Annotated in this window: 17 protein-coding genes; 8 read left to right on the plus strand and 9 right to left on the minus strand. The window is 73.6% G+C overall.

The features are described 5' to 3' along the window. The first annotated feature begins 2 nt into the window (after window positions 1-2). From Val02_RS35505 to Val02_RS35520, 4 genes are read left to right on the plus strand one after another with little or no spacing between them, the layout of a single operon-like run. Window positions 3-872, plus strand: a complete 870-nt coding sequence (locus Val02_RS35505; protein WP_203903677.1) for an ABC transporter ATP-binding protein — start codon at window positions 3-5, stop codon at window positions 870-872. Then, window positions 869-1,546, plus strand: coding sequence for an ABC transporter ATP-binding protein (locus Val02_RS35510; RefSeq protein WP_203903678.1), 678 nt, complete (start codon window positions 869-871; stop codon window positions 1,544-1,546). Before Val02_RS35505 ends, Val02_RS35510 begins: the two co-directional genes overlap by 4 nt. Then, entirely contained in the window at window positions 1,543-4,737 is a 3,195-nt protein-coding gene (locus Val02_RS35515) for an FtsX-like permease family protein (RefSeq protein WP_203903679.1), read from the plus strand. Before Val02_RS35510 ends, Val02_RS35515 begins: the two co-directional genes overlap by 4 nt. After that, complete coding sequence (locus tag Val02_RS35520) at window positions 4,734-7,382, plus strand: FtsX-like permease family protein (RefSeq protein WP_239153587.1); 2,649 nt, start codon at window positions 4,734-4,736, stop codon at window positions 7,380-7,382. The genes Val02_RS35515 and Val02_RS35520 overlap by 4 nt, the downstream gene beginning before the upstream one ends. Before the next feature lie 86 nt (window positions 7,383-7,468). Here Val02_RS35520 and Val02_RS47770 read toward each other — a convergent pair whose 3' ends face one another. After that, window positions 7,469-9,079 (minus strand): glucuronyl esterase domain-containing protein, encoded by a 1,611-nt coding sequence (locus Val02_RS47770; protein WP_239153588.1) that lies wholly within the window; start codon window positions 9,077-9,079, stop codon window positions 7,469-7,471. A gap of 179 nt (window positions 9,080-9,258) precedes the next feature. On the opposite strand from Val02_RS47770, the gene Val02_RS35530 reads away from it, so the two are divergent. After that, entirely contained in the window at window positions 9,259-10,413 is a 1,155-nt protein-coding gene (locus Val02_RS35530) for an aminoglycoside phosphotransferase family protein (protein WP_203903680.1), read from the plus strand. Here the strand turns inward: Val02_RS35530 and Val02_RS35535 are convergent. The 4 genes from Val02_RS35535 to Val02_RS35550 all read right to left on the minus strand — a co-directional run bounded on the left by Val02_RS35535 (window position 10,376) and on the right by Val02_RS35550 (window position 12,245). After that, on the minus strand, window positions 10,376-10,588 hold the full coding sequence (locus tag Val02_RS35535) for a hypothetical protein (protein ID WP_203903681.1): 213 nt from the start codon (window positions 10,586-10,588) through the stop codon (window positions 10,376-10,378). The genes Val02_RS35530 and Val02_RS35535 overlap by 38 nt on opposite strands. Window positions 10,589-10,691: 103 nt before the next feature. Further along, a complete protein-coding gene (locus Val02_RS35540; protein ID WP_203903682.1) occupies window positions 10,692-11,540 on the minus strand; it encodes a helix-turn-helix domain-containing protein in 849 nt (282 codons plus the stop codon). Then, window positions 11,521-12,042: a DUF6879 family protein gene (locus Val02_RS35545; RefSeq protein ID WP_203903683.1), complete on the minus strand. Its 522-nt coding sequence runs from the start codon at window positions 12,040-12,042 to the stop codon at window positions 11,521-11,523. Before Val02_RS35545 ends, Val02_RS35540 begins: the two co-directional genes overlap by 20 nt. After that, a complete protein-coding gene (locus tag Val02_RS35550; RefSeq protein WP_203903684.1) occupies window positions 12,042-12,245 on the minus strand; it encodes a hypothetical protein in 204 nt (67 codons plus the stop codon). Before Val02_RS35550 ends, Val02_RS35545 begins: the two co-directional genes overlap by 1 nt. Before the next feature lie 153 nt (window positions 12,246-12,398). On the opposite strand from Val02_RS35550, the gene Val02_RS35555 reads away from it, so the two are divergent. Beyond that, a complete protein-coding gene (locus Val02_RS35555; RefSeq protein WP_203903685.1) occupies window positions 12,399-13,100 on the plus strand; it encodes an SbtR family transcriptional regulator in 702 nt (233 codons plus the stop codon). A gap of 13 nt (window positions 13,101-13,113) precedes the next feature. On the opposite strand, the gene Val02_RS35560 is transcribed toward Val02_RS35555, so the two are convergent. Beyond that, window positions 13,114-13,944 (minus strand): helix-turn-helix transcriptional regulator, encoded by an 831-nt coding sequence (locus Val02_RS35560; RefSeq protein ID WP_239153589.1) that lies wholly within the window; start codon window positions 13,942-13,944, stop codon window positions 13,114-13,116. Between the two features lie 121 nt (window positions 13,945-14,065). Here Val02_RS35560 and Val02_RS35565 point away from each other — a divergent pair, with 121 nt between their 5' ends. Continuing rightward, window positions 14,066-14,824, plus strand: a complete 759-nt coding sequence (locus Val02_RS35565) for an SDR family oxidoreductase (RefSeq protein ID WP_203903687.1) — start codon at window positions 14,066-14,068, stop codon at window positions 14,822-14,824. Window positions 14,825-14,876: 52 nt separating this feature from the next. Here the strand turns inward: Val02_RS35565 and Val02_RS35570 are convergent, their stop codons facing one another. The 3 genes from Val02_RS35570 to Val02_RS35580 are packed head-to-tail and all read right to left on the minus strand — an operon-like array spanning window position 14,877 to window position 19,978. Further along, window positions 14,877-15,536, minus strand: a complete 660-nt coding sequence (locus Val02_RS35570; RefSeq protein ID WP_203903688.1) for a hypothetical protein — start codon at window positions 15,534-15,536, stop codon at window positions 14,877-14,879. Window positions 15,537-15,581: 45 nt separating this feature from the next. Continuing rightward, window positions 15,582-18,530, minus strand: a complete 2,949-nt coding sequence (locus Val02_RS35575; RefSeq protein WP_203903689.1) for a tetratricopeptide repeat protein — start codon at window positions 18,528-18,530, stop codon at window positions 15,582-15,584. 26 nt (window positions 18,531-18,556) lie between these two features. Further along, window positions 18,557-19,978, minus strand: a complete 1,422-nt coding sequence (locus Val02_RS35580; protein WP_203903690.1) for a protein adenylyltransferase SelO — start codon at window positions 19,976-19,978, stop codon at window positions 18,557-18,559. Between the two features lie 93 nt (window positions 19,979-20,071). On the opposite strand from Val02_RS35580, the gene Val02_RS35585 reads away from it, so the two are divergent. Then, window positions 20,072-20,590: a PadR family transcriptional regulator gene (locus Val02_RS35585; RefSeq protein ID WP_203903691.1), complete on the plus strand. Its 519-nt coding sequence runs from the start codon at window positions 20,072-20,074 to the stop codon at window positions 20,588-20,590. Window positions 20,591-20,595 lie beyond the last annotated feature (5 nt).

Raw genomic sequence — 20,595 nt, forward strand, 5'->3', positions numbered from 1 at the left:
TCATGTCCGAGGCGTTGATCGTCTGCGAGAGCCTCGTGCGCATCTACCAGACCGGCTCGATCGAGGTGCAGGCGCTGCAGGGGCTCGACCTCGTGGTCGAACGAGGCGAGTTCGTCGCCGTCGTCGGCGCCTCCGGCTCGGGAAAGTCGACGCTGCTGTCGATCCTCGCCGGCATCGACGCCCCGACGGCCGGCCGCGCCCGGGTCGACACGTGGGACCTGCTGGCGATGACGCGCCGCGACCGGGTGCACTACCGGCGCCGGACGGTCGGGTTCGTGCGGCAGCAGACCGCGTCGAACCTGGTGCCGTACCTGACCGCGCGGCAGATGGTCGACCTGCCCATGACGGCGTCGCGGACCCCGGCCCGGGTGCGCCGGGACCGGAGCATGCAGCTGCTGGAGACGCTGGGTGTCGGCGCCTGCGCGGACCGCAGGCCCGGGCAGCTCTCCGGCGGCCAGCAGATGCGGGTGGCGATCGCGGTGGCGCTGGCCAACGAGCCGCACGTGCTGCTCGCCGACGAGCCGACCGGCGAGCTGGACACCGCCACGTCCGGTGAGGTGTTCGCGGCGATGCGCGACGTCAACCGTTCCCTCGGAGTGACCGTGGTGGTGGTGACGCACGACCCGGCGGTCAGCGGCCAGGTCGAACGGACCGTGGCCATCCGGGACGGCCGCACGAGCAGCGAGGTGCTGCGCCGCACGGCGACCAACGACGACGGCGACACGCACGTGATCGCCGAGGAGTACGCGGTGATGGACCGCGCCGGGCGGGTGCAGGTGCCGCGCGAGTACCGCGAGGCGCTCGACCTGACCCGCCGGGTGCGCCTGACGCTGGAGGCCGACCACGTGACGATCCACCCGGACAAGGCATGACCGGGCCGCTGCTGAAGGTCGCCGGGGTGCACCGCCGCTTCGGGTCCGGACCCGCCGCCGTCCACGCGCTGCGCGACGTCTCCTTCGAGGTCGCGGCAGGCACGATGGTCGCCCTGGTCGGGCGTTCCGGCTCCGGCAAGACCACTCTGTTGAACGTCATAGGCGGGCTCGACCGCCCCGACGAGGGCACCGTCCACGTCGAGGGGACCGAGGTGACCGCGCTCGACGAGGACGGCCTGTCCCGGCTGCGCAGGGAGAAGGTGTCGTACGTGTTCCAGACGTTCGGCCTCATCCCGGTGCTCTCGGCGGCGGAGAACGTCGGCGCCCCGCTGCGCCTGGCCCGCACCCCGGCGGCCGAGCGGGAACGCCGCGTCGCCATGCTCCTGGATCTGGTGGGCCTCGCCGACCACGCGCAGCAGCGCCCCGACGAACTCTCCGGCGGCCAGCAGCAGCGGGTGGCGATCGCCCGCGCCCTCGCCGCCTCACCGCGGCTGCTCGTCGCCGACGAGCCCACCGGCCAGTTGGACGCCGAGACCGGCCTGTCGGTGATGGCGCTGCTGCGCGGCGTGGTCGAGTCGGAGGGCGTGACGGCGCTGGTCTCCACGCACGACGCGGTGATGATGGCCCTCGCCGACCGGGTGATCCACATCAGCGACGGGCGTCTAGAAGGGTGATCGCTCTCGTCGCCCGGCGCGCCCGCGCGCAGTGGCAACTGCTCGCCGCCCTGCTGGCGGTCGTCGCGCTCGGCGCCACCCTGCTCGGCACGTGCGCGCTGCTCGTGACCCGCACCGCCGAACGCGCCACCGAGGTCGCCGCCCAACGCGCCACGCCGGAGCAGGTGGAGGTGACCGCCTACACGGTGACCGTCAAGGGGCCGGACGCGCGGTCGGTCGCCGACGACACGCTCGGCGTGCTGACGTCGGCGCTCGCGCCGTTCCCCGTCGCGACGACGACGCTCGCCTCGTCGGTGCTGCGGCCGTTCGCCTCGGCCGACCTGACCGGCATCGGGGCCATCCCCGCCGCGTACCTGTCCGGGATGGCCGACGTGTCGCGGCGCACCGCCCTCGTGGAGGGGCGCTGGCCCGCCGCCGGGGCGACGCCGTTCGAGGCCGTCGTGTTGGAGCCGACGGCGCGGGCCCTCGGCATCGGGCCCGGCTCGCGGGTGCCGCTGGGTAAGGAGTTCGCGGTCGATCCGGCCGGTCCGCTGGACGTGACCGTCGTCGGCGTGGTGCGCGCACTGCCCGGCACCGGCTGGGAACGCGACCCGCTGGAGGCGACCGGCCTGCGGTTCAACCACCGCGACTCGCGCTTCGGGCAGCCGCTCGATGCATACGGGCCGTTCATCGTGGACATCGGCGATCTGCTGGCCGGCGGCTCCACGCTGGACCGCCTGGAGGTCACGGCCGTGCCGGACTTCGCCACCGCGGCGCAGCGCGACCTCGACCGGGTGGCCGCCGCCCTGTCCCGCGCCGACAAGCGGCTCAGCGCGACGCTCGGCAAGCGCGTGCAGATCGAACGCATCTCCTCCGCCCTGCCCGCCACGCTGCGCATCGCGCGCAACCAGCAGCGGGTGACGGCCGCGACGGTGCTGGCGGTGGCCGTTCTCGGTGGGGTGCTGACGGCTGTCGCGCTGGCGCTGGCCGGGCGGCTGACGGCGGGCGTGCGCGACGGCGAGGCCACGCTGCTGAGCGCGCTCGGGGTGAGCCGTGCGCAGTTCGCGCTCGTGTCGCTGGCCGAGTCGGCGGCGCTGGCCGTGCTCGGGGCGGCGCTGGCGGTGCCCGGTTCGGCGCTGCTGCACGCCGGACTGAGCCGGCTGCCGCCGCTGTCCACGGCCGGGCTGCGGACCGGGCCGGCGCTGTCCGGCGCGCAGGTGCTGACCGTGTGCGGGGGAGCGCTGGCGCTGGCCACGGTGCTCGTCGTGCTCGCCGTCCGTCCGGTCACCACGGCCACGGTCGACTCGCGTTCCCGGGTCGAACTGCTCGCGCGTTCCGGCGCCGACGTGATGCTCGTGGCGTTCGCGGGGGTAGGGCTGTGGCAGCTGCACGCCCAGTCCGACGACGCGAGTTCGCGCACGGACGCGGTGCGCGTGCTGGCGCCGGCGCTGCTGCTCGTCGCCGGTGCCGCCCTGGCGCTGCGGCTCGCCCGGCCCGCGCTGCGCGGCGTCGAACGGCTCGCCGCCCGTTCCCGGGGGCTGGCGCTGCCGCTGGCGGCGTTCGAGGCGGCGCGGCGGCCCCAGGCGGTGGCGGCCGGGCTGCTCGTGGGGCTGGCGTGCGCGGCCGCCACGTTCGGCACCGCGTACGACGCCACCTGGCAGCGTTCGCAACGCGACCAGGCGGATCTCCTCGTCGGCACCGACCTCGCGATCGGCCTCAGCGCGCCGCCGGTCGCCGGCCAGGGCGCCACGATCGGCGCCGCGCTCGGCGGAACGGTCAGCCCGGCCGTCAACCGGGGCATCGCCATCGGCCAGTGGATCGGCGGCGGGGGCAACACGCCGAAGCTCGTCGCCGTGAACACCACCCAGGCCGGTGCGCTGATCCGCGGCCGGCTCGACGACGGGCGCACCTGGAACGACATCGGCGCGCTGCTGTCGCCGAAGACGCCGGTGCGCGGAATCGCCGTTCCCCGGAATGCTCCGTTGACCATCAGCGGCACCATCGCGTCCACGACCGCGACCACCGTGACGCCGCGACTGCTCTTCGAGGACGCCGCCGGACTGCGAACGTCCTGCCCGGGCGCCTCGCTCCCGCTCGACGGCGCGGCGCACCCGCTGCCGTCCTGCGCCGACGCCGACGGGCTGCGCCTGGTGGCCGTCGCGCTGCCGCTGAAGGGCGACCCGTCGGCCATCGGCGGGTACGACCCGATCACGCAGGAGTACGTGGAGTCGACGGGCGCGGCCAAGGGCGGCGCCGTCTCGATCACGGTCACCGTGCCGGGCGGCAGCGGCGAGGAGCGGTGGACGGCGGTCTCCGTGCCCCCGGTGCCGAACCTGATCACGTCGCCGGCCGTGCGGGCGGCCGGCGGCGGGCTCACGATGACGGCGAACGTCGACCTGACCGGCCCCGAGGACGCCGCGCGCACGCTGCTCGCCACCGCGTTCGAGGACCCGGGCACGCTGCCGGTCGCCGTGTCGCAGGACCTCGCCGACGAACTGAGCACCGGCAAGGGGCAGGCGTTCAGCCTCACGGTCGGCGTGGCGGCCGTTCCGGTGCAGGTCAAGGAGATCGTGCCGACCGTGCCGGCGGCGGCGGGCGAGGCCGCCATCCTGGTCGACGTCGACCTGCTGAGCCGCTCGATGGTCTTCGGCGGCGCGTTCGAGTCGGTGATCGACGGCTACTGGGTCGGCCGGCCGCTGCACGCCGCGCAGGCCCCTGACCTGCACATCGGGGAGGTCACCACGCGGGCCGCCGAGGCGGCGCGGCTCTCCGGCGGCCCGGTGCGCGCGGGGCTGCCGGCGGTGCTGCGGCTGCTCGTTCCGGCGGCGGCGCTGCTGCTGCTCGCCGGCGTGGTGCTGCATGTGACGTTCGACGTGCGGGCGCGCGCGGTGGAGGTGGCGCGGCTGCGCGGGCTGGGCATGTCGCGCCGCGGGATCCGGGCGGTGCTGCTCGGTCAGCACGCCGGGGTGCTGCTGCCGTTGCTGCTCGCCGGCGGGCTCGTCGGGGCGCTGGCGACGCTGCTCGTCGTGCCGGCGATGGTGCGTTCGGACAGCGGTGCGGCACCCGTGCCGGAGGTGATACCGGTGTGGCCGTGGGCCGCCGAGGCGGTCGTGCTCGCCGGGCTGCTGGTCGGATGCGTGCTCGCGATCGCCGCGGTGGTGAGCGTGCAGGCCCGGCGGGCCGACGCCGAGCACCTGCGGGTGACGTCGTGACGGGCCGGCCGTTCGCGGTGCGGCGGTTCTTCGTGGTGCACCGGCCGAGCGTGCGCGGGCGGGCCCGGGCCGACCGCGGGGCGCTGCTGCTGACGGGCGCCGTCGTGGCCGTTCTGACGCTGCTCGCCGGTGCCGTGCAACCGCTGATCCGCGACACGGCCGAGGCCGCCGTCCAGGACGCGGTCCGGCACAGCGAGGCCGACGTGCGCGCGCACGCCTCGCTGGCACGCGACGACACCGAGGACGGCCGGGCCCGCCACCCGGGGCTCGCCGAGGACGTGGACGAGATCCGCCGCCGGGCCGATCTCGGACTCGACGACGAACTGCGCGACGTGTTGCGCGAGCCGATCGCGACGGCCACCGGGCCCACGCTCAACGTGACGGACGGGAGCCTGCTGCGGACGTTCCGGCTGACCTACCTGACCGGATCGCCCAGGGTGACCTGGGTCGCGGGCGGCGCGCCGGGGCCGACGGTCGCGGGTGTGGCGGCCATCCCGTACGGCGCGCAGTGGCCGGTGCAGACCGCCCTCTCCGAACCGGTCGCGACCGCGCTGAACGTGCGCCCGGGCGACAAGATCCGGCTCCAGGACGAGAACCGCAACCCGAAGGACGTCACGGTCAGCGGGGTCTTCCGGCCGGTCGACGCCGCGGATCCGGCGTGGCGTCTCATGCCCGAGCTGCTGCGGCCGGTCGGCGGCCAGGGCACATTCGGCTCCACCCGCATGGCCGGCCTGCTCTCGCCCGACTCGCTGCCCGACGCGCGGCTCGCGTTCGGCCAGGACGAGATGGGGGTGACGGTGTCGTTCGCCCCGGAACCGTCGAAGCTGACGTGGGAGTCGGCCCGCACGATCGCCGACATCGTGGTGAAGCTCAAGGCGACCTCCGGCTCCTCCAGCCAGTACGAGGGCGTGCTCAAGTGGGAGACCTGGCTCGACATCGAGCTGCGCGCCGTCGCCGCCCGCATCGACGCGGCCGTCGCCCAGGCGTCGGTGCTGCTCATCGGCGTGCTGCTGGTGGGCGTTCTGGTGCTGCTGCTCGCCGCCGACGTGCTGGTGCGTCGCCGGACACCGGCGCTGGTGATCGCGCGGCGGCGCGGCGCCGGTCTCGCCGACCTGTTCGCCGAACTGGTCCTGGAGTCCCTGGCGGTCGGGGTGCTCGCCGCCGCCGTCGGGCTCGGGGCGGCGTTCGCGGTCGCCGGCGGGATCTCGTGGGAGTGGGCGCTGCCGGTGGTGCTGGCGGCCGTGTTCGCGGGGCCGGCGTTCGGGACGCTCGCGGCGGCCCGCGCCACCCGGAACCGCCGCGTGCCGGCCAACCGCAGCGCGCGCAAGCGGATCCGGGACACCGGCCGGCTGCGGCGGTTCGTGCTCGAAGCGGCCGTCGTGCTCGGTGCGGTCGGCGCGCTGGTCGCCCTGCGGCAGCGCGGGGTGGCGCCGGGCGACGGCGATCCGACGTTCGCGGCGAGCGGGCCGGCGTGGGGCGTTCTGGCCGGAGCGGTCGTGCTGGTGCGGCTGCTGCCGATCGGGACCGGGCTGGCGCTGCGGTGGGCGTTGCGCTCGCGGCGGCCGCTGGCCGTGTTCGGGGCGGCGCGGGCCGCCGACACCGCCGGGCGGGTGCTGCCGGTGCTGGTCATGGTGACGGCGGTGGGGGTGGCGTCGTTCGCGTTCACGCTGGACGTGACCGCCCGGCAGGGGCTGGCCGAGGGCGCGCGGCGGACCGTGGGCGCGGACGCCCGGCTCGACGTGTCGCCGGTGGCCGAAGCGTCGACGCCCGAGCTGGCGCGGGCGATCGCGGCCGAGCCGGGCGTGCGGCAGGTGATCACCGCGCAGATCACGGACTCGGCCCGGGTGGGGACCCCCGGCGCGGTGGCCGCGCCCCGCCTGGTGATCACCGATCGGCCCGATCTGCGGGAACTGCGGGACGGCGCCGTTCCCGCCCTCGTGCGCGGCGATCTCGGCGGGCGCCTGGAGGTGATCCGCGAGGGCCTGCCCCCAGTGCCGCTGGTGAACGTCGGCACGGCCCCCGCGATCGGCGACGTCGAGGAGGTCGTCATCGTCGACACGCAGGCCGCCGCTGCCGCCGGACTGGTGGCCGTCCCGAACACGATCTGGGTGAACGGCCCCGGCGCGGCGAAGGCCGCACGCGCCCACGCCACCGGCGCGGCGGCCCAGGTGTACGCCACGGTGCTGGACGAACGCCGGGCCGCCCCGCTGACCGCCGGCCTGCTCCGGCTGGCCTGGACGGCGGCCGGGGTGCTGCTGGCGTTCGGCCTGCTCGGGCTTTCGCTCGGTGCCGCCTCCGGCGCCCCCGCGCGCTGGCAGACCGTCAGCCGCCTGCGCACGCTCGGCCTGCGCCCCCGGGACGGCCGCTGGGTGGCCGTCGGCGAACTCCTCCCGCCCGCCCTGCTGACCGCGATCGGCGCGCCGCTGCTCGGGGTGCTGTTCGCGCGGCTGGCGTTCGGCCCGCTCGCGCTGCGGCAGATCACCTGGCAGGCGGCCGACCCGCCGCCGGTCCTGCCGTGGTGGCCGCTGCTGGGTGTGGCGCTCGTGCTGGTGGCGGCGGTCGCGGTGGTGGTGCGCGTCGAGGCGACGGCGCGGCGCGGCCGGCGGCTGGGCGAGGTGCTGCGGGTCGGCTCGCTCGACGGGTGAGTTTTGACCTTCGGGGCAAGTGGTGGGGACCTGTACAGGTGTCGAGCCGCGAATGAGCTGCGTAAGTCCCCACCACTTCGGCGGCGCTAGGAAGCCGTGCAGGCCGGGGTGAGCGTGCCGGCCGTTCCGGTGCCCTGGAAGCCGAACTCCGTGTTCTGGCCCGCCGCGAGCCGGCCGTTGTAGCTGACGTTCGCGAACCGGACGGCGCCGCTCGTGCCGCTGGCCGTGGTGTTCCACGAGTTGCTGACCGTCGCGCCGCTCGGCAGGGTCAGCGCGACGTTCCAGCCGTTGACGGCCGAGGCGCCGGCCGTCACGCGCACCGTGGCGACGAAGCCGCCGTTCCACTGGTTGAGCGACACTGCGGCGCCGCACCCGCCAGGTACGGGTGGCGGCGAGGACGGCGGCGGCGCCGAGGACGGCGGCTGCGAGGACGGCGGCGCCGACGACGCGGGACCCGAGCCCAGGGTGGGCGTCGTCCAGGTGCGCCACTCGGCCAGGTTTCCGGTCGCCTTGCTGTGCATCCGGATCGTCCCGGTCGCGTTTCCGGTTCCCAGCAGGAACTTCTGGATGTTCTGCTGCAGCGGGGTGCGCCACTCGGAGCGGCTGGCGCAGTGCGTGCCGTCCGCGACGTCCGACCAGTACGTGATGTTCGGACCGGCACCCAGCGCCCGGTACACCTCGGCCCCACCGAGCGCGGCGACACTGGCCGAGCGCGGACCCAGGTTGGCGATGTGCGGGTTGTCCATGACGAACAGCCCGCGCGGCGCGATCATCGCGACCGTCTCGTGCGTGTCGACGGGAAGCCGTGTCGGGCTGCCCGTGAACGAGCCGAACGCGTCGCCGAACCACGGCTGTTCCCCGTACGCGCTGGACAGGCTCTGCGCGCCCTCACCCGGAACACCGCGCAGGATCGGCACCCCCGCCGTGCCCGACTCGATCGGCATCGTCAGCGCGATCCGCTGATCGAACGCGCCCACCACGAACGCCCCCTTGCCGAACCGCGAGCAGCCGGTGACCCCCGTGGCGTCGGCGCGCAGGACCGACCCGCCCGCCGATTCGAGAACGTCGATGATCCGGCTCACGCCCCACGCCCACGCGACCAGGAGGCCGGTGCTGCTCGTGTTGCCGTAGATCGAGTAGAAAGCGCCCTGCTTGTTGTTGCGCGGCGTGCCTTCGCGGCCGACGGCGTACGGGTCGTAGCTGACGACGGCCGCACCGGCGGCCTTGATGGCGGCGGTGTCCGCCCCGAACCCGCCGAGCACCACGACCACCGGGAACGGCCCGTTGCCGCTCGGCGCGTCGACGCTCGCCGAGAAGCTGGAATTGCGGCCGTTGTGCGACACGTTCACGGAGATGCCCGTCCGCGACACGGTGCCGGTGACGCTCGACGGCTTCGCCGGCTTCTCCCCGTAGACGAACTTCTCCGCGAGCTTCTTGATCTCGGTGCGGCGGCATCGCCAGTCGGCCTGCGTGCTGATGCGTGTCCCGTCGAGCCTCTTGAACGGGTCCGGCAGCCGCGCCTCGGTGGGCAGCGAACCCTGGTCGGGCAGGGCCGGCACGGCGCAGTCCGCGCCCTCGTCCTCGACTCCGGCGGCGAACGGCGCGGCGGCGGCCCCGAAGCTACCGGTCGCCGCCGTGACGGCTCCGGCCGCCGCGAGCGCCGCGACGGCCAGCGCCACGATCGGTTTTCTGAACACTGGGACTCCCTGAGGGGGTGAAAATGGGGGGTGGCCCAGCGTCGGCTCGTAAATCGATGAGCGTCAAGGCGGCTGTGGAAATCGCTTTCCTGAACCCGGCTTTTCCCTTCCCGGGATGCAATGTTTCAAATAGTTTCGGCGCTTCGAAAGTTTTGCCGGGGGTCCCGTAGCCTGCGGTGATGTCCCGCACGGTCACGGCGATCATCACGCATCACGGCGCCTGCCTCGGCGCGCTCGGACCGTTCACTGTGGACACTCCGTGGTGGGCGGACATGGTGCCGGTGGTGGCTCATCTGGAGGCGGCCCTCGGCGTGCCCGTGCTGGTGCTGCGGCTGCTCGACGTGCACGGCTCCGACGGTGCCCGCGACGGCCACGTCACGTACCACGTCGAGGCGGCGCGTGCGGTGTCCGGCCTGCGGGCGGTGGCGTTCGTCGACGAGGACCACGCGCTGCGGCTGCCGTGGGCCCGGCCCGAGGGGATCGCCCGGCTGCTGGAATGGGCCGGCGAGGCCGTCCCGGTGACCGGCCCGGCGCAGCAGCGCCGCTCGTGGAACCTCTCCGGCCTGTTCCGGCTGCCGACCGCCGGCGGGCCGGTGTGGCTGAAGGCGACGCCGCCGTTCGCCCACGCCGAACCGCTCGCCCTGGCCGCCGTGTCCACTGTGGACAGCACGCTGGTGCCGCCCGTCCTCGCGAGCGCACCGGGCCGGCTGCTGCTGCCGGAGGTTCCCGGCGTGGACTGCTGGGACGCACCGCCGCCGGTCGTCGCGGACGCGGTCCGCCGCCTGGTCACCGCGCAGGCGCGGGTCGTGCCGCCGCCCGGCCTCCCGGACCGGCGCCCCGGACCGCTGTCGATCGCCGTCCGCGGGCTGCTGGACGGTGCCGCCGTTCCCGAGCTGTCCACCGTGGAACGTTCGTCGGCGCACCGGCTCGTCGACCGCTGGGAAACGCTTGACGCCTGCGGCCTGCCGGACACGCTCGTGCACGGCGACTTCCACCCGGGCAACTGGCGCAGCGACGGCGGCCCGCCGGTCGTGCTCGACTGGGCCGACGCACACCTCGGCAACCCCGTGCTGGACGGCTTGCGCGCCATCGACTACCTCCCGGCGGACCGCCGCGCCGTCGCCGAGGAGGCCTGGGTGCGGGCGTGGACCGACGCCGCCGCCGGATCCCGCCCGCGGGAGGCGCTACGGCTCGCCGCACCGCTGGCGCATCTGACGTACGCGGTGCGGTATCAGGAGTTCCTCGACAACATCGAGCCGAGCGAACGGGTCTACCACCGTGGCGACCCGGCCGCCGTCATCCGCGAAGCGCTCCGCGCCGCCGGTTCCGAATAGCCTTGATCGCGAGGTAGCCGAGGTACCCGGCGGCCACCGTGAACACGATCCCGATGAAGGTCGGGTTTCCGCGCGAAGGATTACCGAAGAACGCGTACGCCGCCACCGCCAGGGCGAACAACATGCACCCGAAGACGGCGAGGATGTTCTTCACGGTGTACCTGGACGTTGTCATCGACACTGCCACTGCCCCCGTTCACCGTTGACGACCGTGAAGGGGAGTTTGCCGACAGGTAGCGGCGCGAAACATCCGGTCGTCATCGGTCCCGGGATCTGCGCTACATCCCGGCGATGACGGCGTCGACCATGCGGCGCGCCTTCCGGCCGTAGACGGCCTCCGCCTGAAGCTGCTCGAACATCGCCGCGTAGCGGCTGACCTCCTGAGGGCGGGTCACCTTGATGGCGGCCGTCGGTGTTTCCAGCGCGACGGCGTTGTCGTCGAAGATCCAGAACCCGATCGTCGCGATCGCACGGCGCTGTGCGTCGGCCGGGATGACACCGACGGAGACATACGGCAGACGCATGAGCGTGCGGAGGTGTGACAGTTGATCGGCGTGTTCCGCCGGTGTGCCGCGCCGGGTGCGAAGTGCCTGCTCGCCGAGTACCACGACGATCCGCTTGGTGGGATTGAGCGCTGCGGCGGTGCGTTCCGCTTTCATCGCAACGGTGGCGTCGGCGTCGTCGGGAGAGTCGAGGAAGGTGTACCAGAACGCGAGCATCCGCCGGATGTACGCCTCCGTCTGGAAGATGCCCGGCAGCACGATCGGCTCATGGATCCGGAACGTCGTGGTGCGTCGGTACGTGGCGATGGAGTGCAGGTCGCCGAGGCGTCTCATACCGGCGCGGGCCTGTTGCGCCCATTCGAGGTAGGCGGACTCGACGGATCGGGAGGTGGCGATGAGGTCCGGGATCTGTTCCTCGGCGCCGCAGGCGGTGCACCAGTCGTGGATGTTGCGTTCGGTGGGTGTCTGGACGCCGTTCTCGATGCGACTGATCCTGGTGAAGTGCTGGCCGGTGGCGTCGGCGAGGACCTGGCCGGTGAGTCCGGCCGCCTTGCGGATCTGGCGTAGGCGCGCGCCGAGTTCCTTGCGGGCCTGGGCGACAGAGCTATTCGGGTCGGTAGTCACGGTAGGGAACGGCCAGGCCCCAGACGGCTTCGAACGCGTGTCGGCACGCGTTGACCGTCTGGGGTTCGTCGGTGATCTGGAAGGATGCGTTGGTACCGCTGCCGGCATAGTGCAGAAACAGCGCGAGTCGATCGTCGAAGACGTAGAAGTCTCCGCTGCCGGGCAGCAACGTGCGGGCGAGTCGGGGGCGTGGAACGTAGCGGATGTCCTCACCCGCGTTCACGAACAGGTTCGCGTGGCTGAGCGTCCACCGCTGGTAGTCACTGATCGGCTCGGAGACGACGCGGGCGCGGCGGCAGGTCCGACCGGCGGCGCGGTGGCCCCGCAGCATTTCCAGCCACCACCCGAGCCAGGAAAAGTCGTCCGGTTCGTGGCGGCGCCACTTCGCCATGTGCGGCAGCTCGATCTCCGTGCCGTAGGCGTCACGGGTTTCCAGATGCACGAACGACGTGGTGATCCCCCGACACAGGTCGTTGAGATCGTCGTACGTCGCCTCCCGCATCACCGGCTTGGCTGGAAGAACGGGACCAACCGGTCGGGGATCTCCACGCACGTCTCGCCCTCGGGAATGTCCATGGCGGCGAGTGCGTCCGGGTCGGTGACCACCCAGCCCTGGACCAGCCACGACCGGCGGTCGGTGCGGTAGAGCGTCGGCGACCCCGACGGCTCGGACTCCGGGTCCTTGGCGACGAATGTGATCTCCACAGCGGTCTCCCCACGGAACTTTGCGGAAACTTGCAGTCGCTCCATCCTCGCCCTCGACAGTGGTGTCAGTCAATCTGCAAGTTTCCGCAAGTTTGTGGCTCACCATCCACCCTCACCCCTAACGTCCATACAACGAAAGCGTTGGGAGGAAACGTGATCGAGCAAATCGACCTCGACCCCGCGTGCGGCGGTATCGGCCATCCGTGGTGGTGCGATCCCCGGTTCTGCGGAGGTTCGCACCCGCTGCCCTGCCATCTGAGTGCCCCGTATCGGGTGACCGGAGATCATGCCGGCGGTGTCGTCATCACCGCGCAGCTCTCCAGCCTGATCGACGAGCCGTTGGAGCTCGCGCCGGTCTCGATCGAAACGGTGATACGTGATCCGGTTACCGGGAAGGCCGGCAGATACCTTCTGGAGAAGGATGTCGCCCTTCGGTTCCACGCTCTCCTCGGCAGGTTGCTGCCGATGGTGCAGCGGGCCGACGCGCTACGCGACCGGATCCTTGTCGCCGCCGAATCGGTATTCGCCGCGAAGGGCCGCGACGCGTCGACCGAACAGATCGCCCGCCTCGCCGGAGCACTGTCCCGAGCGGGATCGGATGTGATGGCCGCCGCGACCCGCCCGGACGACCCGCTGCACATCGCCCTGGCCCAGCTGCTCGAACGGGCGCAGCGCTCCGGCCGGGTGCGCCCCGACGTCAGTGTCGCCGATCTCGTGGCCTCCATGGTCGGTGTCGTGCACGCCATGCGTCACGCCGGCGGGGCGACCCGGGTGCTGACGATCGTCGTCGACGGCCTCCGTCCGCCGGCCACCTCGCGAAGCCGCCGCAGGGGATCCGCCGCCGGGAGAAGGTGACGTCGGGGCAGGGTCAGCGGGTCGGGGCGTCCGCCGTCCAGGAGGTCAGCAGGCGCAGGGCGGTGTGCGCCTCGGTACCCGGTGCCGCCGTGTAGACGAACATCGTCTGCTCCGCGTCCTCCGGCAGCGTGAACGCCTGATACGTGACCGTCAGTTCGCCCACCAGCGGATGCCGGTACCGCTTGGTGCCGCTGCTGCGCACGAGCACCCGATGGTCGGCCCACCAGCGCCGGAAGTCCGGGTCCTTGACGGACAGTTCGCCGATGAGCGCCGACAGGTCGGGGTCGTCCGGGTGGCGGCCGGCGTCGATGCGGAGCACGGCCACCGTGTCGGCCGCGACGGCGGGCCAGTCGGGCAGCAGGTCGCGCGCGTTCTCGTCGAGGAACACGAACCGGGCCATGTTGCGCCGCTTCGCCGGCAGCGCCGGGAAGTCGCAGATGAGCGCGCGGGCCGTGCGGTTGGCGGCCAGCACGTCCATCCGCCGCCCGGTGACGAACGCCGGCGAGGCCGCCACGTCGAGCGTCTCCAGCAGTTGGAACGTCGCCGCGGGCACCCGCTGCACCCGGCGCGGCGGGCGGCGGGTCTGCTGGGGCCGGGCGATCGCGAACAGGTGCGCCCGTTCGGTGTCGTCCAGCCGCAGGGCGCGGGCGAGCGCGTCGAGCACCGTCTCGGACGGGTTGAGCGTGCGGCCCTGTTCCAGACGGGTGTAGTAGTCGACGCTGACCCCGGCGAGCGCGGCCAACTCCTCGCGCCGCAGCCCGGGCACGCGCCGGCCGCCGGTGGCCCCGTCGGGTCGGATCCGCGCCCGCCGGGACCGCAGGAACTCCTTCAGTTCGCCGTTCACGTATCCCAGTATCGGCGAGCCGGCCGCCCGGCGCGGGCACGAAGGTGGCCCCGCTGGTCCCAGGCAGAACGCGGCCAGTCTGCGCCCTCCGCGGGGGCTCTCCGGGAGGTGCCATGGACGCATGACAAGTTTGAACGGCCGCACGGCGGTCATCACCGGGGCGTCGAGCGGCATCGGCGCCGCCACGGCCGAACTCCTCGCCGCGAACGGGGCGGCGGTGGCACTGCTGGCCCGCCGCAAGGACCGGCTGGACGCCCTCGCCGCGAAGATCACCGCCGCCGGTGGAACGGCACTCGCCGTGCCCGTCGACATCACCGACGCGGCGGACCTCGAGGCCAAGGCTGCACTGATCGAGAACGAACTCGGCCCGGCCGGCATCGTCTTCGCCAATGCCGGCATCATGCTCCCGGCCCCGATCGAGGAACTCGCCGTCGACCAGTGGCGGCACCAGATCGACCTCAACGTGACCGCGAAGCTGTCGACGATCGGCGCGTTCGTGCCGCAGCTGGTGCGCGCCGCGGCGCGGGACGGCGTCGCCGACCTGGTGAACACCTCCTCCATCGCCGCGCAGAACATCTTCGTCAACTTCGCCGTCTACTCGGCGACGAAGGCGTTCGTGACGCACCTGTCCCGGCACATGCGCGCGGAGCTGGGCCAGAAGGGGGTGCGGGTGTCGGCCGTGGAGCCCGGCATCACCACCACCGAACTGCAGGGGCACGTCACCGATCCGGGCGCGGTCGCGTGGCTCGCCGGCGTGCGGGAGTCGATGGAACTGCTGACGCCGGAGGACATCGCGCGCACGGTGGCGTTCGTGGTGTCGCAGCCGCGGCACGTCAACCTGCAGCAGGTGACGGTGATGCCCACGCAGGAGGTCATGTAACGCGGATGTGCGCACCGTCCACACAGGACGGTGCGCACGCCCTCCGGAGGGCCTACGGCGTCGTGGGAAGCGAGGCCACGTCGACCTTTCCGACGGTCACGTCCACGCGCACGGTCAGGTCGTCGATCCAGACGGACTCGGCGCCGTTCTCCAGCCGGGACTGCAGCTGGACCTTGTACGTGCACACCCGCTGCTGGTCGGGTTCGCGGCAGATCACCACGTACTCCTGGGCGAGGGTGTTCGCCTGCCAGTCGTACTTGCCGCCGTTGGCGGAGTCCCAGGCGTAGCTGTCGCTGCGGCCCGTGTTGACCGGCCACGGCAGCGGCTGCCCGTTGATGAGGAACCGGCCGCCGCACCAGGAGTTGGCGGCGCCGCTCTGGCAGTCGAGTTCGGCGACGGCCGTCAGGTCCACCAGGGCCGTCTCGCCGTAGGGCACGGTGAACGACAGCGCGCCGCACGCCACGTCGAACCACTCGGTGCCGTACGTGCCGACCTCGTAGGTGAAGTAGTTGTTGTTGACGGTGCGGTACTTCTGTTCGGCCGGGTTGAGCTGTCGCAGGTACAGGCACTCGTCGCGGGCGGCGTCGTCCTTGTTCATCTTGACGCCCTGCGGGCCCGGGTTGTCGGGTGCTGCCGAGGCGGGGCCGACCAGCACGGCGGAGAGGGCGGCGATGCCGCCGATGAGGAGTGCGAGCTTGCGTCGGATCGTCATGCCGCACAGCCTCCGCGGCCGCCTCAGGCAACGCTCAACCCCCGCTCAAAGCGCGCTGTCCGAAAGCGGACCACGGCGACCGATCGGCAGCCCACCGACGTCGGCGGCGGTCAGGCCGAGTTCGCGCATCGCCTCGGTGTACCGGTCGCGGGCGCGCATCGCCTCCCCGAACCGGGACGCCTCCATCAACGCGTCGACCAGCCCGCGGTGCGAACGCTCGTCGTACGGGTCGATCGCGAGGCTGCGCAACAGGTAGCGCGCGGCGGCGTCCGGCTCGCCCGCGCGCCGCGCCACGGTGGCCAGTTCGCGCAGGACGTGCAGGTACGTGGCGTGCGCCTCCTCGCGCAGCGGCCGGGCCCACTCGTCGTACGGTTCGCCGGCGAAGACCTCGCCGGTGAAGGCGCGTTCGGCGGCGGTGAGCGCGGCGCGGGCGTCCCCGTCGCCGGCGTGCGGGCGGGCGGCGAGGTGCAGTCCGTGCCGCGCCGTCGCGAGGAACGTCTCCGCGTCGACCGTCACCCGGTCGAGCACGAGCGCCACCGTCGCCTGGTCGGCGGCGAGGAAGTGGTCCGGCGGTGCGCACCGGCCCGGATCCAGGACGCCGCGCACCGTGGACAGCGCGACGGACAGCCGGTGGCCGACCCGTTCCTCGGTGGCGTCGTCGCCGCTCCACAGCAGCCGCGCCAACTCCTCCCGGGCGACCGGCTGGCCGCGCCGGGCGACGAGGATCCGCAGCAGGTCGCGGGCCTTGCGGGAGGACCACGCGGCGGGCGGGACCGGGGCACCGCCGACGCTGAGGGCGAACCCGCCGAGCACCCGGATCTCCACCGGCGCCGGCTCGGGTGCGGAGACCGCGACGCCCGCGGCGCGCAGCCGGTCGGCGGCCAGCCGCGCCTCCAGACGGTGCAGCCGGGGCGCCTCGGGCAGCGCGCCGAGCGCGACCCGCACCCGGTCGGCGTCCACGGTCGCGGCCGTGTCCCGCCAGATGGCCAGCGCCTCCGCCAGCGCCTGGCGGGCCGGCGCCGGGTCGCTGGTGGCGGCGCGCAGTTCGAGCGCCTCGGCGAGGCCGGCGCGGTCCCGTTGCCGCCCGGCCGCGGCCAGTGCGGCGCTCGCGTGTGCCCGCGCGCTGTCCCGCCGCCCGCCGCGCAGCGCGATCCAGCCGGCCGCCAGCCGTGCCGTGGCCACCTGCGAGCCGGTCGCGTGGCGCAGCGCGCGCCGGGCGAGGGCGGCGGCGAGCGCGGGCCGTTCGGCGGCGACGGTGCGGGCCAGTCCGGACAGCGCCGGCACGAGCCCTTGCCGGTTGGCCTCGGCGGCCGCGGCCCGCAGCGCCTGCCGGTAGCACGACTCGGCCTCCTGCGCGCGGCCGCGCTCGCGGTGCAGGTCGCCGAGGCCGTTGAGGGCGTAGGCCACCTTGCGCGAGCCGGTCCGTTGATATATTTCGATGGAACGGTCGAACGCGGCGGCCGCGTCGTTCAGGCGGCCGAGCCGGCGCAGCAGGTTCGCCTTGTTGCACAGCGCCATCGCGAGCATGCCGACGTGGGCCGTGCGCGTGGCCAGCGCCAGTGCGGGGCGCAGGAGTTCCAGGGCCTCGGCGTGGCGGCCCTGGCGTTCCAGGCAGGACGCGAGATTCGCCCGCACCCGCGTCACCAGAACGGGGTCGCCGGACGCGTCGGCCAGCCGCAGCGCGCGTTCGTAGTGGGTCTGCGTCTGCGCGGGGTCGCCGGTGAGGTTGGCGCACAACGCGAGCGCCACGTGCGCGTTGGCGAGCGCCCGGTCGTCGCGCGCGGCCAGCGCCGCCTCGTGCGCCCGCCCGGCGTACGAACGGCACTCGCGCAGCTCGCCCGCGAGCCAGTACGCGGCGGCCGTCCAGCCCAGCAGCAGCGCCTCGTCGGCGGTGTCGCATGTGGACAGTGCGCCCCGGCGCAGCACCCGCAACGCGTCCCGCCCGTCGCCCCACAGGTACACGGCGACGCCGTAGCGCCACGCGAGCGCGGCCGGCAGCGGCCCCTCCCCGGCGGCCAACCGGGCGTACAGCGCCAACGCGCCCGACGCGTCACCGGTGATCTCCAGCGCCTCGGCGAGAAGGAGGTCGGTGTGCGGCTCACGACGTTCCCCCGGAAGCTCTGACACCGCCTCGACCACGTCGGCGGCCGCGCCCGCGGCGAGCAGGTCGGGGCCGTGGTCGCGGAGCAGCTCCGCGCAGGCGGCGCGGTCGCCGGCCGCGACGGCCAGGCGGAGCGCGTCCGGGAGCCGGTCGTTGCGGCGGTGCCAGCGCACGGCGGCGGTCAGCACCCGACGGCGCCGGGCGGCCTGCGGCGGCGCGGACTCCCGCGCGACCGCCGCGACCAACGGCACCACCCGGTACCACTCCCGGCCCGGCACCGGCGGGTCGAGCAGGCCCAGCCGTGCCAGGTCGGACACCGTCGCGGCGGCCCGCCGGTGCCCGAGCGCGGCCGCCAGCGGCGCCGACACCGCCTCCAGATGAACGGCGTCCGCCAACAGCCGCCACGCGTCGGGCGACAGGCCGGTCAGCACCTCGGTGCGGATGTAGTCGAAGCAGAGCGCGTCCTCGCCGGCCCCCTCGGCGAGCGCGGTGCCGACCAGGCGCACCAGCCCGGGCCAACCCGCCGTCAGCCGGCGCACCCGCGCGGCCACCCCCGCGTCCCGAACGGCAAGCATCCGGCCGACCTGCGCGGTGGAGAGCGCGAGGCGCCCGGGACCGATCTCGGACACCGGTGGGCCCTTCTGCGGCCAGGCGAGCGAACGCGCGATCACCACCAGCCGGGCGTCCCCGCGCGGCGCCGGCAGCGGCCCCGCCGCGAGATGCGCGTCATCGATGACCGTCACGCCGTCGCAGAGCGGCGTTTCCTCGGTGATGGCACCCCCGTGCAACCACCGCGCGGGGCCGTTACCCAGCCAGGCCCGGACCGCGGTCGTCTTGCCCCACCCGGCCGCGGCCCGCACGAGCGTGACGCGGCCGGCAAAGGGATGCGACATGCACCGGATGGTCGCCGGATATCGACTTACGTGCCGCAGTACGTCCGGTAGGCGCCAAAGTCTTGCGGGGCGGGCTCCGTGAAGCGCTCGAGCCCGGGCCGCTCGTCGAACGGCCGCGAAACGGCCTCCAGCAAGCGTTCCAGCGGGACGAGATCGCCACCGGTCGCGGCGGCGAGCGCCTCCTCCACCAGGTGGTTGCGCGGGATGTAGAGCGGGTTGACGCGCGCCATCCGCGCGCGGTCCGGGTCCAGTGCCCGCCACCGCGCGTGCCAGTCCCCGAGCCAGGGCATGATCTCCGTGCCGCTCGCCAGTTTCCGATAGAACGTCGTATGGTCGGCCCGCTCCTCGCGCATCGCCTCGAGCAGGTCCTGCACGAGCGGCAGGGCCACGTCGTCGGCCAACCCCTCGGGCAGCCCCAGCTTCTCCTTCATCCCGCCGAGGAACGCCTTCGCGTAGTGCGCGCGGAACGCCCCGAGCGACGCCTTCGCCCTCTCCACCGCCGCGTCCTCGTCGTCGTCGATCAGCGGCAGCAGGGCCTCGGCGAGACGCGCGAGGTTCCACTCCGCGACGATGGGCTGGTTGCCGTACGCGTAGCGCCCCTGGGTGTCGATCGAGCTGTAGACCGTCGCCGGGTCGTAGCCCTCCATGAAGGCGCACGGCCCGTAGTCGATCGTCTCGCCGGAGATCGTCATGTTGTCGGTGTTCATCACGCCGTGCACGAACCCGACGAGCATCCACCGCGCCACCAGCGACGCCTGCGCGGCGATCACCGCGTCGAGCAGCCCGACCGCGCCCTCCGCCCGCGGGTGGTGCCGCGCGATCGCATGATCGACCAGGCGCTGCATCAGTGCCCGGTCGTCCGCGGAGCGCACCAGCTGGAACGTCCCCACCCGCAGGTGACTGGCCGCCACCCGGGTCAGCACGGCCCCCGGCAGCGGCCCCTGCTCGCGCAGCACCGGCCGCCCGGTGGCCACCACGGCGAGCGAACGCGTCGTCGGGATGCCGAGCGCGTGCATCGCCTCGCTGATCACGTACTCCCGCAGCATCGGCCCGACGACGGCCAGCCCGTCCCCGCCCCGCGCGAACGGCGTCCGCCCCGACCCCTTCAGATGCACGTCGAGCAGCGCGTCGTCGCGGTCGACCACCTCGCCCAGCAGCAGCGCGCGGCCGTCGCCCAGCAGCGGCGAGTACCCGCCGAACTGGTGCCCCGCGTACCCCTGCGCGACCGGCGTCGCCCCGTCGGGCACCACGGTGCCGGTGAGCAACCCGACGCCCGCCGCGGAGCGCAGCCACTCCGGGTCGAACCCGAGCCGCGCGGCCAGCGGCTCGTTGAGCACGAGCAGGCGCGGGTCGGGGGTCTCGGCGGCCCGCCACGGGACGGCCAGCTCACCCAGCTCGCTCGCGAACCGGGTGCCAAAAGTGACGGTCGAGGTCGGTGCGGTAGCCACCCGTCGAGCCTACGTCGACCCGACGATGACCGCCGCATACTGCCCTGAGCTGGCTATACACACGATGTATAAAGTGTGTGTATAGTCGCTGGCATGTCGGTGGGATACGCGATTCTCGGGCTGCTCGAAAACGGGCCGCGGCACGGCTACGACCTGAAGCGCTCGTATGACGAACGGTTCGGGCACGGCCGCGCCCTGCACTACGGCCAGGTCTACTCGACCCTCGCCCGGCTGCTGAAGAACGGCCTCGTGGAGGTCGAGTCCGAGCCGGGCGAGGGCCCCGATCGCAAGCGCTACGCGATCACCACGGCCGGCGTCACCGACATGGAGGGCTGGCTCGGCACGCCCGAGAAGCCCGAGCCCTACCTGCAGAGCACGCTCTACACCAAGGTCGTCCTCGCGCTGCTCACCGGCCGGGACGCCGCCGACGTGCTGGACGGCCAGCGCACCGAGCACCTGCGCCTGATGCGGGAGCTGACCCGTCGCAAGACCGACGGGGACCTGGCCGACCAGCTCATCTGTGACCATGCGCTCTTCCACCTGGAGGCCGACCTGCGCTGGCTGGAGCTCACCGCCGCACGACTCGACCAGCTCGCCGCGCGGGTTCGTTAGGAGCA

The organism is Virgisporangium aliadipatigenens, from assembly GCF_016863615.1.
GTDB classification, from domain to species: domain Bacteria; phylum Actinomycetota; class Actinomycetes; order Mycobacteriales; family Micromonosporaceae; genus Virgisporangium; species Virgisporangium aliadipatigenens.